This window comes from Thermococcus pacificus (assembly GCF_002214485.1).
GTDB classification, from domain to species: domain Archaea; phylum Methanobacteriota_B; class Thermococci; order Thermococcales; family Thermococcaceae; genus Thermococcus; species Thermococcus pacificus.
In genome coordinates, this window is sequence record NZ_CP015102.1 from 1,637,258 (window position 1) to 1,651,825 (window position 14,568).

Here is a 14,568-nt window from a genome sequence, read left to right on the forward strand (position 1 = left end):
ATCATTACTAATTCATGGATCAGCGGGTTTTTCTTTCCAGATCGATCCAGGATTCTTTGAACGTATCTATGACGAGCGTGGCCTCAACCCGTTCCAGGTTCCTGCCGAAGAGGCGCTTTAACTTTCCGGCGAAGGCCTTGACCTCGTCGGTATCCTGGAAGTGGGCCTTCACCAGTATCTGCCTCTCGCCGCTTCTCCTATAGACTGCCTCGACGTTCTCCATCCCGGCTACCTTTCTCAGTATGGGGTCGACCGTGTGGTCGTCTATCGCCAGCTTAAGCTCAAGGAAGACCGAGACGTACTCCCCAAGGAATGTGGGGTTTACAACGGCGGAGTAGCCCCTGATGGCACCGAGCTTTTCAAGCTTCTCAACCCGGTTTTTAACGCTCGCCGGGGAGAGGTTCACCCTCTTGCCCAGCTCCGTTAGGGTAATCCTGCCTTCCTTCCGCAGAATACGCAGTATCTCCCTGTCTTTCTCGTCCACTCCAGGCATGGCCTTCACCGGATTGGGAAATGGGAAGAAAAACGAAATCAGCGGGTTATCTTCACCTGGTTCATCAGCTCAAGCGGCTCCGGGTGCCTCTCAAAGTAGTCCCTGATCGGCTTGAGCAACTCAATGAGGTATTCCGCAACCGCGTTCTTGAGGTCGAGCGGGTGGAGCTTTCCTTCCGCGAAGTCCCTCTTGAGCTCCTCGAAGGTGGTGTAGGTGATATCTCCACCGAACTTGGCCGGCCTGTGGATGGTGAACTCTGTCGGCTCCTCGCGGAAGATTATGTGCTCGGCCCAGTCGAGGACCGGGTTGTAGTTGACCTCCTTTGCCGGGCAGAATGCCTTCCTGAGCTTCTGCCTTATCTCCTCCGGAGTGTCGTGGATAAACACAGCGGAGTAGGGCTTGCTCTTGCTCATCTTCATCTGGGTCTTGAGCTCTTTGAACTGCTCCTCGCTCTCGATCGGCCAGACCGGCGGCTCCTGCAGGCCGAGGAGGAGGTGGTGGTGTAAAGCCACCGGTTTGAGCTTCTCGCCGTTCCACTCGAGGGCGTGGTACTTGAGCTTCTGAGCCACTTCAATCGCTATAACGTGGGCCTTCCTCTGGTCCATTCCGGCGTGGGCAATGGTAACGCCCTGGTAGAATATGTCCGCCACCTGCATGGCCGGGTAGATGAGCTTGGCGAAGTCTATCGCTTCGCCCATCTGCCTTCCCATAATCGTGATGGAGCGCATCATTCTTGCCAGGGTAACGTTCTTGGAGATATCTATGACGGTCTGCCAGTAGTCGCCCTTCTCAAGTATCTCGCTCGCTAAAACGAACTCCACCTTGTCAGGGTCGCCGCCCATGACCTTTATGCTCTGCTTCATGCCCTCCTTGAAGTAGGTTAGTGCAACCTTCTGGATGACGTCCAAATCTCCACCGAGCTTGTCGTTGATCCAGCTGTGCCAGTCGGCCAGGAAAATCCTCGTTTTAACGCCAGCCTTCTGGAGGTCGGCTATCTTCGCTCCCGCCATGAGACCGGTTCCGAGGTGAATGTAACCGCTTATTTCGAAGCCGATGTAGTGCTGCATCGGGATTCCGACTTCGAGGAGATGCCTGAGGTTCTCTTCCGTAAGGAGTTCCTCCGTGGGCTTCTTCTTTATGAGTTCTATCCTGCTCTCAATGTCCATACTCACCACCTAGTGGCGAAACGGTGCAAGCCTTTAAGGATTTTGCCCCAAGGTGGGGTTCCCTCAGAATGGCCAAAAGTTTAACAGAGGCGAAAAACTTCCCATTCATAAGATTTATAACTTCCTAATTCTTAAATAGGCCGGTGATACCATGAAGAAGGCTGCAATAATACTTGCGGTGTTTGTACTCTTTGGTGTTTTTGGTTTTGCGGCGGCAAGTGCCACCACCATAGGAGTTGACCTCGCCCACGGCGAGAACGACAAGGGATTGACAGTTCTGACGGACAAGGATGGTAACGTTGTAGCGGACGGAATGATAAAGACCATCAGCGATGTTACTTGGGCTTACATCGGCCCGGCCGACAAGGCCGACACCCTCGGAATCCAGCAGGTTGGCGAGCAGATCACCTACGATGCCATAAAGGACATTGACTTCCTCATCATAGGCCAGCCGGCCCAGGCCTTTACACCTGACGAGATCAACGCCCTCAAGCAGTGGTGGGACGACGGCAACAGAATCCTCTGGATCGCCGGTGACAGCGACTACGGAAGCGGCGTCCAGACAATAGACAACGTTAATGCTGTTCTCGACGCCCTCGGTGTTAACCTCAGGCTCGACCAGTGTTCAGTCGAGGACTCCCAGAGCAACGCTGGAGCCGGCTACCGTGTCGTTGGAATCGTCAACCCGGACGACAAGACCCCCAACAAGGAGGACATCACCAAGGACCTCCAGAACGGCGGAAAGGTCCTCTTCCACGGGCCTGGCGTCGTAGCTTACGTTGACGACAGCGGCAACTGGCAGACCATCCAGCCGAACGCCGGCCTTGAGAACGTTTACGTTATCGTCACCAGCAGCGAGAACGGGCAGATCGTCGAGAACAGCGACCCGGCTGCCAACGCTTACACTGTAGGTGATACTGGGAAGTTCCCGCTTCTGGCCGTTCAGGTCTTCCCGGACAAGAAGAACGTCCTCATCGTCAGCGGTGAGACTCCCTACGGTGGCTATGAACCCATGTGGGCCCCGGAGTACAGTGAGGTCAAGCTCGACGGGCCGACCTTCGTCACCAACTTCATCCACTGGGCCGTGAGCACCCAGCAGAGCCTTGGTGAGGAAGAGGGTAGCGAGGGCAGCGGAAGCACCTGCGGTCCGGCCGCTCTCGTCGGTCTCGCCCTCATACCACTCGCCCTCTACAGGAAGAGGGAGTGATTCTTCTTCCTTCTTTCTTTGCCCGTTGAACCATTAATTTTTTATTGAGTTTCTCGAACTTTCCTCGATTGGCATAACCGGGTGATAAACATGAAGAAGCTCGCGTCAATTGGGGTTATTCTCCTGCTTGCCCTCAGCGTCGTGGCCAGTGGTTGCGTCAGTAGCGGTGGCGGCGACGAAACGAGTGGCATAACCCTCGTCGTCGTCACGAGACATGACGCAACCATCCAGTATATGGCAAAGCAGCTCTTCCTCCAGAGCGACATAGCAAAGGAGTACAACATCGAAGACATCAAGTTCATCAAGGTTCCTGAGAGCCTCTGGCCAAGCTACATCGAGAAAGGAGCGGACGTCGGCTGGGGTGGAGGCCCGACCCTCTTCGACGACCTCTACAAAGCCGGCCACCTTGCCCCAATAACTGACGAGAGGGTTCTCAAGCTCATAGGCAACCCGCTACCGACAGAGCTTGCGGGAATGCCCATGATAAGGAAGGACGGCGACAAGGTCTACTGGATAGCGGCGGCGCTCTCGTCCTTTGGATTCACGGTCAACAAGAAGAAGCTCGCCGAGTGGAACCTCCCGATACCCCAGAAGTGGGAGGACATAGCCAGCGAGCAGTGGGCTCTCAACCCGCCCCAGTACGGTCTGGCCGACCCGACGAGGAGCACCTCCAACACGAGGATATACCAGATCATCCTCCAGGCCTTTGGCTGGGATCAGGGATGGCGCATCATGACCCTTATAGCGGCCAACTCCAAGATATACATGCAGAGTGACGCGGTTAGGGATGCAGTCATAAACGGTGAGATAGCGGCTGGAAACACCATAGACTTCTACGGTTACACCGCGATGCAGCAGAACCCCGACTGTCTCTACGTCGTCCCGAAGGGGGAGAGCATCATAAACGGTGACCCGATAGCGCTTCTCGCCAAGGCCCAGCACCCAGAGGCGGCGCAGGCCTTCATATACTGGGTGCTCACTGAGGGCCAGACCATCTGGATGAGCCCAGACATCAACAGGCTCCCCATCAACCCGCAGGTCTTTGATATGAAGGTTACCAAGGAGTACGCTGACGTAGTCTTCAAGGGCGAGCACGTTGGCGAGACCTACGGTGAGGCGAGGCCTGCCCTCAAGAAGGCCTACGAGGACGCCATACACGCCGAGGGAATACCCTTCGACGACAAGCGCGCCCTCGAGACTATCAACGCGCTCCAGTACTACTTCAAGGCCACCCTCGTCGACCCGAATCAGAAGCTCCACGACGCATGGGTTGCCATAGTCCAGGCCTACAAGGATGGAAAGATAAGTGAGGAGCAGTTCAACCAGCTCAAGGACGAGCTCACCGCTCCGATAGAGTTCAAGGACCCTGACACCGGCAAGACCGTCACCTTGACCGAAGACTACGCCAAGAGCATAAACGAAAGGATCATGAAGGACAGGAACTTCCAGGACCAGCTCGTTCAGGAGTGGCGCCAGGCCGCTAGCGACAAGTACGACAAGGTACTCCAAGACCTCAAGGCCATAACCGGCTGAAACCTTTGATAATTTCCTGCACATTTCTTCAATTTTCTTGCACTTTTTCACTGTGTGCGAATCAACAAATTTTTGGAAATATTTAAATAGACCCCGGCTCGACCAACTCAGAGTGACGTGTACGGTCTGAATCGGAGCGGAGGTTGATGCTCAATGAAGGTTAGCAAGTGGAGCGAGAGACTCTTCGGAACACCTATATTTGACCCCGTCGTGACGACGTCGTTCCTGTTCCCCCTCCTGTATCTGATAGCGTTTCTAATAATACCAGTGCTGGCGATGCTGACAATAGCCTTCGTCTACAACGGCCATATCTCACTGCACTGGTTCAGCAACATTCTGAAGTCTGACTACTACATAAGCCGGCCGACCGGCGAGTTCTACAGGCTTATCACGATGCCCAGCGGGGAGAAGATATACTACGTCCAGGGCGTTGACTTTGGGGTCATACTCAACTCGATAATAGTGTCGATCAGCGTCATGATACTGACCACCATCCTCGGAACGGTGTTCGCCTTCGTGATGGCCCGCTACGACTTCCCGGGTAAGAACATCGTCAGGATACTCCTCTTCGTGCCGCTTCTCGTCACGCCCTTCGTTAACGTCTTCATCGTCAAGAAGATGTTCCTTCCGGACGGCATCATCAACTGGCTCTTCTATGACCTCCTGCACCTATTCCCGCACAGAATCGTCATAGACGGCCTCGTCGGCGTCATAGTCGCCCAGTCCCTGACATACTACCCCATCGTTTACCTCAACGCCTACGCGAGCTTCATCAACATTGATCCGACGCTTGAGGAGCAGGCCGAGAACCTTGGGAGCGGCGGCTTCCACCTCTTCAGGACGGTCACGTTCCCGCTTGCCCTCCCCGGAATAGCGGCGGGGGCTACTCTCGTTGGAATATTCAGCCTTGAAGACCTGGCCGCCCCCATCGTCTTCCAGGGCAACCCGCTCGCCAGGAAGCTCATGTCCTTCCAGATCTACAGCGCATTCACCAGCGGCTTCAACGTTGGAAGCCCGCAGCTCGCGGCCCTGGCAATCATCATGCTCACCATAGCGATTCTGATGTTCCTTGGAATAAGGAAGTACGTTAGCATGAGGCAGTACGCCATGCTCAGCAAGGGAGGAAGGTGGAAGCCGAGGGTTGCGAAGCCCAAGGGCTGGCAGGCGGCTCTCATTTACCTCGTCGTCCTCCCGTTGCTCCTCCTGTCAATATTCCCACAGGTCGGTGTCGTCCTGCTGGCATTCAGCGAGAGCTGGTCCGGAACCTGGCCAGATGGCTTCACGACCCAGCACATAATGAGCATAATCACCCAGCCGGACATCGAGCGTGTCATCATGAACAGCGTCATGTACTCGACCGTGGCCATTGTGGTCATCATTCTGCTGTCCCTCACGGCTTCCTACGCCTCCAGCAGGTTCAAGAAGAGCCAGCTCGGCCCGGTCCTCGATAGCCTAGCCACGATTCCGATAGCCGTTCCCGGTATCGTCATAGCGATGGGCTATTTCTTCTTCTTCGCCAAGGTCTTCCCGAACACTCCCCTCGACCCGACCAACCTGCTCGGCTTCAACCCCGCGATGGTGCTCGTGCTGGCATACTCCATAAGGCGTCTGCCCTTCGCGGCGCGCTCCATCTCAGCGGGAATCCAGCAGGTTCACGTCTCGCTCGAGGAGGCGGCACTTAACCTCGGTGCGAGCAGGTGGAAGGCCCTCACTGGAATCCTGATACCGCTGATACTCCTGAACCTCCTCGGTGGAGCCATGCTCAGCTTCGTCTACTGTATGAGCGAGACCAGCGTCGGCATCACCTTGGGTTCAATCAACCCTGACTACTACCCGATAACCGCCAGGATGGTCGAGCTGATGACGAGCGCCGTTGGAAGCGCCAACCTCGCCGCTGCGCTCGGTGTCTTCCTTATGACGGTTCAGATAATCGCCATAGTCCTTGCGAACGTGATAACCAAGCAGAGGTACTCCTTCATAGGTCTCACATGAGGTGGTTGGAATGGTTGATGTCAAGCTCGAGAACATAGTCAAAACCTTTGGAGAAACCGTTGCCCTCAAGGGAATAAACCTCCACATCAAGGCTGGTGAGCTCTTCACCCTGCTCGGCCCGAGCGGGTGCGGAAAGTCAACAACGCTGAGGATAATAGCGGGCCTCGACTTCCCTGACAGCGGAACCATCTACTTCGGCGACGAGGAGGTCACATACCTCCCGTCCAGCAAGCGCGGCGCAGTGCTCGTCTTCCAGAACTACGCCCTCTGGCCCCACATGACGGTCTTCGACAACGTCGCCTACGGCCTGAAGCTGAGGAAGGTCCCGAAGGCCGAGATAGAGAAGAGGGTCAAGTGGGCCCTTGAGCTGGTCAAGCTCCAGGGGTTTGAGGACCGCTACCCGACCCAGCTGAGCGGTGGTCAGCAGCAGCGTGTGGCAATAGCCAGGGCCCTCGTCGTTGAGCCGAAAGTTCTCCTCCTCGACGAGCCGCTGAGCAACCTCGACGCCAAGCTAAGGCTTGAGATGCGCTCGGAAATAAGGAGAATACAGAGGGAGCTCGGAATCACCGTCATCTACGTCACCCACGACCAGGAGGAGGCAATGGCCATAAGCGACAGGATAGCCGTCATGAACGTCGGAACCGTCGAGCAGGTAGGGACCCCGAAGGAAATATACGAGACGCCCAAGACTGAGTTCGTTGCCAGCTTCATGGGCAAGACCAACGTCATTCCAGCGAAGGTCGTCGAGAGGAACGGGGATCGCGTCACCGTCGAGTTCGAGGGTATAAGGCTGGACGGCCTCCACTACACGGAGAAGAGCGATGACGTGGTTGTCGTCATAAGGCCGGAGAGGATAAAGCTCAAACCCGTTGAAAACGCGGTCTCGTTCACCGGAACGGTTGACCTCGTCGAGTACTACGGGTTCTTCATAGAGGTCGTCGGCCTCTTCGGCGACACGAGGATCATAGCAAGGACCATCAGCGACAGGGACGTTGCCGGCCTCAGGCCGACCCAGCCGGTGACCTTCTACGTGGAGAGGGACGACATCATAGTCCTCCCGAAGCAGCATCTTTAAATCCCCCTTTTCTATTCCCTTTAGGTGGTCCCATGGAACTGCTGGAACTCCTCAACGAGGGCCAGGTCTACGAGGTTCTTCTGGTAACAGAGTCGAACGTAACCCCCGTTGGGGTTGTTAGGAGGGGACACTCGCTCTTCTTCAAGCTCTTCGGCGGTAAGAGTGCGGTTGAGATAAAAAGGCGCCCCCTAGCATCGATACAAATAACCAACGACGTGGAGCTTCTGGTGAGGCTCGCCCTCAACCTTGAGATTACTCTGGAGTTTGAGGAGAAGGACGGACACAGGTGGATAAAGGGGCTTCCGGGCGTTTACGGGCGTGTTGAGTTCGGAGAGGAGCATCATGAGGATGAACTTGGTTCAACGGTAGTTCTTAAGTGCTCTCTCGTTCCGGAAGGAGAGATTAGGGGGAACCAGCCCCCAAGGCCGGTAAGCCGCGCCGACAACTACCTCCTCGAGATGGCGGTGAACCTGACGAGACTCCTCGTGGCGGTGAGGAACGGGAAGAGGGAAGAGGCGGAGAGGCTTTACCTGGAGGTCGTCCGCGACTATGACATGTACAAAAAGTTTGGAGGCGGCTCGGAAACAGCCGAGAGAATGTTAGAAATTGCCATGGGCACTTTTGACTGACCTCCTCCCTCGCCCTAAAGAGCGAGGCTTTCAAGAGAACAAAGTAATGCTCCCATTTCCCAGGCCGAGGGAAAACTTATAACCCGTTCTGGCCGACATAGGACGGTGATACCATGCAGGGCAAAAAGCTTCTGGCCCTTTTAATGGCCCTTCTCGCAGTAGTAGCAATACCAGTCAGCACAGTTTCAGCAGCTTCAGCATCTCCAGCACCCGGTGAAATCCTCCTCCAGCCGCTGCCCGGTGCCCCCGTGATAGGAAGTCCAGGAGAAATTGTTGAAATACGTCCCGCCGAGGGGGTCTCGATACAGTCACTCCAGATAGTTTCGATACTCCACGGTCCCTACGATCTGGAGATCATTGGAACGGATAACGGTGTCCTGAAGGCCAAGATACCAGAGGACGCCGTTCCGGACGTTTACTTCCTCGTCGTCAAGAGCGACGAGGGCGAGGTAGCGATACCCAACGGCGTCTGGGTGGTGAAGGAGAACCCCAAGCTCCTCAGGATAGCCCACCTCAGCGACATCCACGTCACCAGCGGTGCTAAGATAGGCTTCGTCTGTGGGGACTACTTCCAGAAGAGCCTCCCGGAGATACTGAAGTACTGCGACCACCCGTACGCGATGCACAGCTACACCGCCCACGTGAGTGCCATGACCTACTACGCCATGACCGGCCTCCAGGGCCAGGGCGTCGTCAACGTGATAGTCAGCACCGGTGACGACGTGGACACCAGTGGCGACCAGGAAGGCTACAGGATGTTTGATCACGGCATTCTCATGGGGACTGCCGCAGGAACGCCCTTCATAAGCATAAAGGGCAACCACGACCATCCACCGACCTACTACACCAAGTACGTGAACCCCAGGTATTTCTACGAGGTCATCGGTGACTTCCTCATAATCGGCCTCGACAGCCGCGGCGAGGAGAGGCACCCGGAGATGGAGCAGCTCCAGTGGATGGAGGACGTCCTCAAGGCCCACCCGAACAAGACCGTCATCGTCCTCGTCCACCACCCGTTCTGGTACAGCACCCCCGATGGGAAGTGGGGCGGAACCATAAAGGGCTACACCGCCTTTGATGACGGCGACTGGAGTGCCCTCACCAAGTTCGTCAGCTGGGACTGGGAGGGAAGGAACGGCGAGTACGACGACATAGCGAGGTACTTCCTCCAGATGGTTGAGAAGTACAACATCAGGCTCGTCCTTGCAGGACACATTCACAAGGACAAGCCGGTTCTATACGTTGACAAGAACGGTAACGAGCACTGGTTCTACACGGTAACTACCACCGGCGCCCCGGACAAGACCAGCAACCCGCCGAGCGAAACGGACAAGAAACTGGGCTACACCGTGCCAAGCTGGTATGGCTCACAGGTCATCTACGTGTACTCCAACGGCACCGTTGAGTTCCCGCTCACCGGGGACGTTCTCCACGAGGGTATAAGCTCACTGCCGATCCCGCAGAAGTTCATCGTTTACAGGCAGAATGGTGAAGACGGAACGGCCATCAAGTTCGTGAATGAACTTGATCAGACCGTCAGCGGGCCGCTTGTTCTCCAGATACCAGAGGGTGCCAAGATAGACCCGGACCACACCAACATAACCTACACCGTCCTCGGTGAGAGGGAAATAGGTGGGGCGTATTACGTTCTCATAAACGCCACGGTTCCGGAGGGGATAAGCCAGATAGCGGCGGTTAAGGAGACCGACACCAAGCCGCCGGACGTCAAGGTGGGCTACATCACACCGAGCAAGCCGAAGCCGGGAAGCCTCTTCAAGGTCTACATCTCCGCGAGCGACAACGTTGGAATAAGGGACATGAAGGTTCAGATAGTAAGCGACGGAAAGGTCCTCGCCGAGTATCCGGCGTTCTCAATGAAGCCGTCCACGGTCTCGGCGACCTACCTCACCACGGTTCCGGGCGTCAACGCCACAGAGTTCACAATCAAGGTCATAGCCACAGACTTCTACGACAACACCGCGGAGGCTACCTACGAGGTCGGCGGCACCACCACGACCACAACCGGTAGCTCCCAGAGCACGAGCCAGAGCTCGGAAAGCACCTGCGGCCCGGGAATACTCGTTGGCCTGGCTCTCCTCCCCGTTCTCCTCAAGAGGAGGGAGTGACCCTTTTCTTCCATTTTATACTCCGTACGGCTAACCTCACGTTAGTTTGGGGAGGGAAGAGTTTTTAAACCGTCCCCATAAGCCCACCCTGGTGATGAAGGTGAAGTTCAAAGGCAAAGCCTTCGGCAGTATGGTGAGGATGGAGTTTGACATCCTCACGCTGAGCGAGCTTAAAATAGACGACCTGCGAGACTTTGATGTTGATTCCATCAGGATAGAGCTCAAGCCGACTTCTTCAGGTATAAAGGTCATCGGGATATGGGAAGGCACCGTTGAGAATGCCGGTGAGGGTATAAAGAAGGCCCTACTCGAGAGCTACAGGCTCCGCGAGAGGGTTCTCAACAGGATAAAGAGCAAGACCGAGGCGATAAGGGGCACCATGCAGCAGCTCGGCTTTAAGGAAGAGGTGGAAGGCTACGGAAGTGTCCTCCGCTTCATCAAGAAGGTCGGCCCGTACAGCATCGTTGTGGTCGCCTCAACGACAGACGACATCGTCCGCGTAGAGGTCTACGGCAACGACAAGAAGATAATCAGTCCCGAGCTGGAGAGCATCTTCGAGGACGTTGAGGTTGAAGAGCTGGAGGTCTACGACTTCGAGGATGGCAAGGAGGAGAGGCTCGTCATCAACCTTGAGATACCCAAGAACGAAGAGAAGCCGGAAAAGAAGATAGTGGAAGCCATAAGGATGATAGAGAGCATGCTTATGGCCTAGTCCCTCTCTCTTATTCCTTCATTCATTTGTACTTGTTCTCGAGCTGGAACTGCTTCAGCTTCGCCGTCAGTCCCTTGGTCGGAGCCACGTCCTCACTTATAACTTTCCCGCTTTTGAGGTCTATCCTCGCGTAGTACAGGTTCTCTTTCCCCTCGACCTTTATGTGGACGTAGCCCTTCTCCTCGTAGAGGGTCATGCGCTCCACAACGGGGTTCTCCTCGCCATGCTTCTCCTTCACGTGGGCGAGATAGGCCTCCTTTATAGCCATCTCCGTGAAGCGGACGTCCTTCTCTACGACCTCGCCGGTGGCCCTGTGAAGGACGAGCTTTCCCGTCTTGGTCCTGCCCGCGAACTCAACCTCCCAGTTCTCGTTGAGGGCCAGGTTCTTGACTACTGCCTCTTCATCAACCTCCTTTGCGGCCCGCTCGGCCAGCTCTTCCGCCACCTCCCTCCTGAGAACACGGTCGGCCTCCTCGATTAGTTTCCCGTCCCTGCTGACCTTAATTGTGACGACGTGTCTGTCGTTCTCTGCCTTAAGGACGTACTCCGTCTCACCGCTCTCCGCGACGGTCACCTCAAAGCCCGCGTACTTCTGGGAAGCCAGCTCCCTGGCCCTCTCAGGTGTTACCTCTGCCACGTAGTCCAGGATGTCCCCGGTCTGGCCATCCACCTTGACAGCGGCCTTTCCATCGCTGCTTTCCATGTTAAGCTCAAGGTACTTGTGTTCCAGAACGCGGTAGGATCTAAGTTCCAGATTCCTGAGCGGGAAGTTCTCCTCTATCACCTTCCTAGCGTTCCCAAAGGCAGTCTCCGGTGAGGGAATCCTCCTAGCTTCCCTGTGCTTCCCGCTCGTCAGGTCGACCTGCATCACTGCTATCCCTTCGGGAATGAGTATGTCTGCCACGGCCACCTTCTTGCCCTTCTCAAGGTTGACTACTTGTCCCTCCGGGTAGGCACTCATGAGGAGCTCGTCGAGGGCCTCATCGCTCATGAGGGCCTCCATGCCGAGGAGCTTCCCGGTGTACTCGTTGAAGGAGAGCTCAAAGGAGAACCTTTCGGTCTTTCCGGACACCTTGACCTTTCCTCCGGCACGCTTGAGGGAATAATCCACCACAGCCTCGCCCGTTTGAGCCTCCACAGCAGCGGCGGTTCTCTCGACGAAGTACTCATCGGGAAGTGGACTTATCTCGAACCTAACTTCATCGTTCTCAAGGTCAACTTCCGCCCGGGCAGTGTTTTCCCCGACCCTGAGGCTCAACTCAGCCTTTTTGGGGATGTACACCTTCTTCCTCTCGTGTATTTTTATCCTCCCCTCAGGAACGCCGAGCTCCTTCGAGGCGGTTTCCTTGAGTATGAAAACCGCCTCGCTTGGGCTTATTGGAACGTCGATTTCCCTCTCCGTGGCATGGATCACGGAACCATCGTTGAGGAGGGCCTTCGTTATCGGCACGCTCAGAACCTTGTCCTGGATCGCCCGAAGAACCATCCTCTCCTTGGAGAAGACGACCGCCTTGTCCTTCTCCTCAGTCCCATCGTCCCTCTCAACGGACCAGGAGAAAATGTAAGCACTGGAGAGAAGGACGGAAACGGAATCGAGCTTCACCTCGTCGGACTTTATCGGGTACTTGGATACCGCCGCAGAGGCCACTCTCTTGAGAACCGCCTCTGGGGAGAACTCATGGAGCAGCGGTGCGTCGAGCTCGAACTCCTTTAGGGAGCTTTCCTCTTTCTCCTCATCAGCCTTAGACTCAAGGGCCTCGATTAGATCCTCAGGGGGCTCGAGGGAGTAGTTGTTGAAGAGCGACGCCAGCTTCTCGCCGTCCCACGGCACTATCCTGCCGCGGTGCTCCCTGGATATGAGAACCTTGGCGTCTTTCGTGAAGCCGACGGGGGAGATTATTATCCCCTTGTCTGCCTTGTACTTATCCACGAGATCCGCAAAAACGTTGACATCCTTCGACGAGGCAAGACCCTTGGAGTGGAGAGCCAGAACCACCTTCTCGGTTCCAGCTATCGGGTCGTCCCGTATTGCAACGACATCTATGCCCCACTCCTTTTTGCCTGAAACTCGCTCGTACTCCCGGAAGCCCATTCTCTTCAGTAACTCAATGACGTTCTCAATCAGAGTCTCGTCCGAGGCCAGTCTTATTAAAGCCGGTGTCCACTGCATCAGTCTCACCCATGGAAGTGAAATCCCCTCAAAGTTTCTTCGCCCCCATTTTATAAATCTCTTTCCCCTCTGGCAACTTATCACCAAAGGTGTTCAAAATAAGCTTTTAACTGCACCGTTTTAACATCAAGACGGTGATGGAATGTTCAGGCTCACCGACTTCAACTTTCACAACAAAACCGTGTTTCTGAGGGCCGACCTTAACTCCCCTGTTAAGGATGGAAGGATAATCAGCGACGCAAGGTTCAGGGCGGTTCTCCCGACGGTGAGCTACCTCCTCGAACACGGGGCGAAGGTCATCATCGGCACACACCAGAGCAAGCCCTACAAGGGGGACTACACGACCACCGAGGAGCACGCGGAGATTCTGAGCGAATTGCTCGGTCAGGATGTAGAATACGTCGAGGACATCTTCGGGAGGTACGCCCGCGAGAGGATCAGGGAGCTGAAGCCCGGTGAAGCTCTAATGCTGGAGAACCTCCGCTTTGCGGCCGAGGAGGTCAAATACAAACCGATTGAAGACTGCGAGAAGACGTTCTTCGTAAGGAAGCTTGCTCCGCTAATAGACTACGTTGTAAACGATGCCTTCGCCGCCGCCCACAGAAGCCAGCCCTCGCTTGTCGGTTTCGCCCGCTTAAAGCCGATGATAATGGGCTTCCTGATGGAGAAGGAAGTTGAAGCGCTGGCGAGGGCGTACGACACAGAGGAGCGGCCCCGCGCCTACGTCCTTGGAGGGGCGAAGGTTGATGATTCCCTCCGCGTTGCGGAGAACGTCCTGAGGAATGGAAGGGCGGATCTCATTCTCACCGGTGGCCTCGTTGGCCAAGTCTTCACGCTCGCCAAGGGCTTCAACCTCGGCGATGCGAACATCGAGTTTATGGAAAAGAAGGACCTCCTTGAGCTCGTGGATTGGGCCGAGAAAATCCTCGATGACTTCTACCCCTACGTCAGAACACCGGTAGATTTCGCCGTGGACAAAGATGGGGAGCGCGTTGAGGTTGACCTCCTGAGCGGCGAGAAATGGCTCTTTGACCGCTACCCGATCCTCGACATAGGTTCCCGCACGGTCGAGAAGTACCGCGACATCCTCATGAAGGCAAAGGTAATAGTCGCCAACGGCCCGATGGGAGTCTTTGAGAGGGAGGAGTTCGCCCTTGGAACAGTGGGGGTCTTCAGGGCGATAGGAGAAAGCCCGGCTTTCAGCGTGGTCGGGGGAGGACATTCGATAGCGAGCATTTACCAGCACAACATAACCGGGATAAGCCACGTCTCCACCGGTGGCGGGGCGATGCTGAGCTTCTTCGCCGGCGAAAAGCTACCGGTTATTGAGGCGTTCAGGATAAGCTACGAACGGTTTAAGGATAAAATCAAGGGGGAGTAGAGGCAGTCAGCGATGGTGGCTTCCATAACCCAGAACACTCCCAAAGACAAATCAAAAAAGAAAGGGAACCTCAGTCTATCGTCG

11 protein-coding genes are annotated in these 14,568 nt (G+C 55.8%); 8 read left to right on the plus strand and 3 right to left on the minus strand.

The window, feature by feature from the left end; all coding sequences use genetic code 11:
* Positions 1-19 precede the first annotated feature (19 nt).
* Together A3L08_RS08975 and A3L08_RS08980 are read right to left on the minus strand one after the other, a co-directional pair.
* Positions 20-493, minus strand: a complete 474-nt coding sequence (locus tag A3L08_RS08975; protein WP_088854683.1) for an Lrp/AsnC family transcriptional regulator — start codon at positions 491-493, stop codon at positions 20-22.
* A gap of 38 nt (positions 494-531) precedes the next feature.
* On the minus strand, positions 532-1,659 hold the full coding sequence (locus A3L08_RS08980) for a tyrosine--tRNA ligase (protein ID WP_088854684.1): 1,128 nt from the start codon (positions 1,657-1,659) through the stop codon (positions 532-534).
* Between the two features lie 151 nt (positions 1,660-1,810).
* Here A3L08_RS08980 and A3L08_RS08985 point away from each other — a divergent pair, with 151 nt between their 5' ends.
* The 7 genes from A3L08_RS08985 (at position 1,811) to A3L08_RS09015 (ending at position 10,933) form a co-directional block, all read left to right on the plus strand.
* Positions 1,811-2,866 carry a CGP-CTERM sorting domain-containing protein gene (locus A3L08_RS08985; protein ID WP_088854685.1) on the plus strand — a complete coding sequence of 352 codons (1,056 nt, stop codon included), beginning with the start codon at positions 1,811-1,813 and terminating at the stop codon, positions 2,864-2,866.
* A 90-nt stretch (positions 2,867-2,956) separates the two neighbouring features.
* The gene (locus A3L08_RS08990) at positions 2,957-4,399 is read left to right on the plus strand and encodes an ABC transporter substrate-binding protein (protein ID WP_088854686.1); all 1,443 of its coding nucleotides are present in this window, start codon (positions 2,957-2,959) and stop codon (positions 4,397-4,399) included.
* Positions 4,400-4,552: 153 nt separating this feature from the next.
* The gene (locus tag A3L08_RS08995; protein WP_088854687.1) at positions 4,553-6,391 is read left to right on the plus strand and encodes an ABC transporter permease; all 1,839 of its coding nucleotides are present in this window, start codon (positions 4,553-4,555) and stop codon (positions 6,389-6,391) included.
* 10 nt (positions 6,392-6,401) lie between these two features.
* The gene (locus A3L08_RS09000) at positions 6,402-7,466 is read left to right on the plus strand and encodes an ABC transporter ATP-binding protein (RefSeq protein ID WP_088854688.1); all 1,065 of its coding nucleotides are present in this window, start codon (positions 6,402-6,404) and stop codon (positions 7,464-7,466) included.
* A 32-nt stretch (positions 7,467-7,498) separates the two neighbouring features.
* Positions 7,499-8,095 carry a DUF447 domain-containing protein gene (locus A3L08_RS09005; protein ID WP_088854689.1) on the plus strand — a complete coding sequence of 199 codons (597 nt, stop codon included), beginning with the start codon at positions 7,499-7,501 and terminating at the stop codon, positions 8,093-8,095.
* A 113-nt stretch (positions 8,096-8,208) separates the two neighbouring features.
* Positions 8,209-10,221 (plus strand): metallophosphoesterase, encoded by a 2,013-nt coding sequence (locus A3L08_RS09010; RefSeq protein ID WP_088854690.1) that lies wholly within the window; start codon positions 8,209-8,211, stop codon positions 10,219-10,221.
* A gap of 100 nt (positions 10,222-10,321) precedes the next feature.
* Positions 10,322-10,933, plus strand: a complete 612-nt coding sequence (locus tag A3L08_RS09015) for a hypothetical protein (protein WP_198362155.1) — start codon at positions 10,322-10,324, stop codon at positions 10,931-10,933.
* 22 nt (positions 10,934-10,955) lie between these two features.
* Here the strand turns inward: A3L08_RS09015 and A3L08_RS09020 are convergent, their stop codons facing one another.
* A complete protein-coding gene (locus A3L08_RS09020; RefSeq protein ID WP_088854691.1) occupies positions 10,956-13,103 on the minus strand; it encodes a restriction endonuclease in 2,148 nt (715 codons plus the stop codon).
* A 142-nt stretch (positions 13,104-13,245) separates the two neighbouring features.
* Here A3L08_RS09020 and A3L08_RS09025 point away from each other — a divergent pair, with 142 nt between their 5' ends.
* Positions 13,246-14,484, plus strand: coding sequence for a phosphoglycerate kinase (locus tag A3L08_RS09025; RefSeq protein WP_088854692.1), 1,239 nt, complete (start codon positions 13,246-13,248; stop codon positions 14,482-14,484).
* The last annotated feature ends 84 nt before the right edge of the window (positions 14,485-14,568 follow it).

Excerpts from the sequence above, each read along its gene's own strand:
- A3L08_RS09000 (WP_088854688.1), top strand. The coding sequence starts at position 6,402 with ATGGTTGATGTCAAGCTCGAGAACATAGTCAAAACCTTTGGAGAAACC.
- A3L08_RS09005 (WP_088854689.1), top strand. The coding sequence starts at position 7,499 with ATGGAACTGCTGGAACTCCTCAACGAGGGCCAGGTCTACGAGGTTCTT.
- A3L08_RS08980 (WP_088854684.1), bottom strand. The coding sequence starts at position 1,659 with ATGGACATTGAGAGCAGGATAGAACTCATAAAGAAGAAGCCCACGGAG.
- A3L08_RS08985 (WP_088854685.1), top strand. The coding sequence starts at position 1,811 with ATGAAGAAGGCTGCAATAATACTTGCGGTGTTTGTACTCTTTGGTGTT.
- A3L08_RS08995 (WP_088854687.1), top strand. The coding sequence starts at position 4,553 with ATGAAGGTTAGCAAGTGGAGCGAGAGACTCTTCGGAACACCTATATTT.
- A3L08_RS09025 (WP_088854692.1), top strand. The coding sequence starts at position 13,246 with ATGTTCAGGCTCACCGACTTCAACTTTCACAACAAAACCGTGTTTCTG.
- A3L08_RS09010 (WP_088854690.1), top strand. The coding sequence starts at position 8,209 with ATGCAGGGCAAAAAGCTTCTGGCCCTTTTAATGGCCCTTCTCGCAGTA.
- A3L08_RS08975 (WP_088854683.1), bottom strand. The coding sequence starts at position 493 with ATGCCTGGAGTGGACGAGAAAGACAGGGAGATACTGCGTATTCTGCGG.
- A3L08_RS09020 (WP_088854691.1), bottom strand. The coding sequence starts at position 13,103 with ATGCAGTGGACACCGGCTTTAATAAGACTGGCCTCGGACGAGACTCTG.
- A3L08_RS08990 (WP_088854686.1), top strand. The coding sequence starts at position 2,957 with ATGAAGAAGCTCGCGTCAATTGGGGTTATTCTCCTGCTTGCCCTCAGC.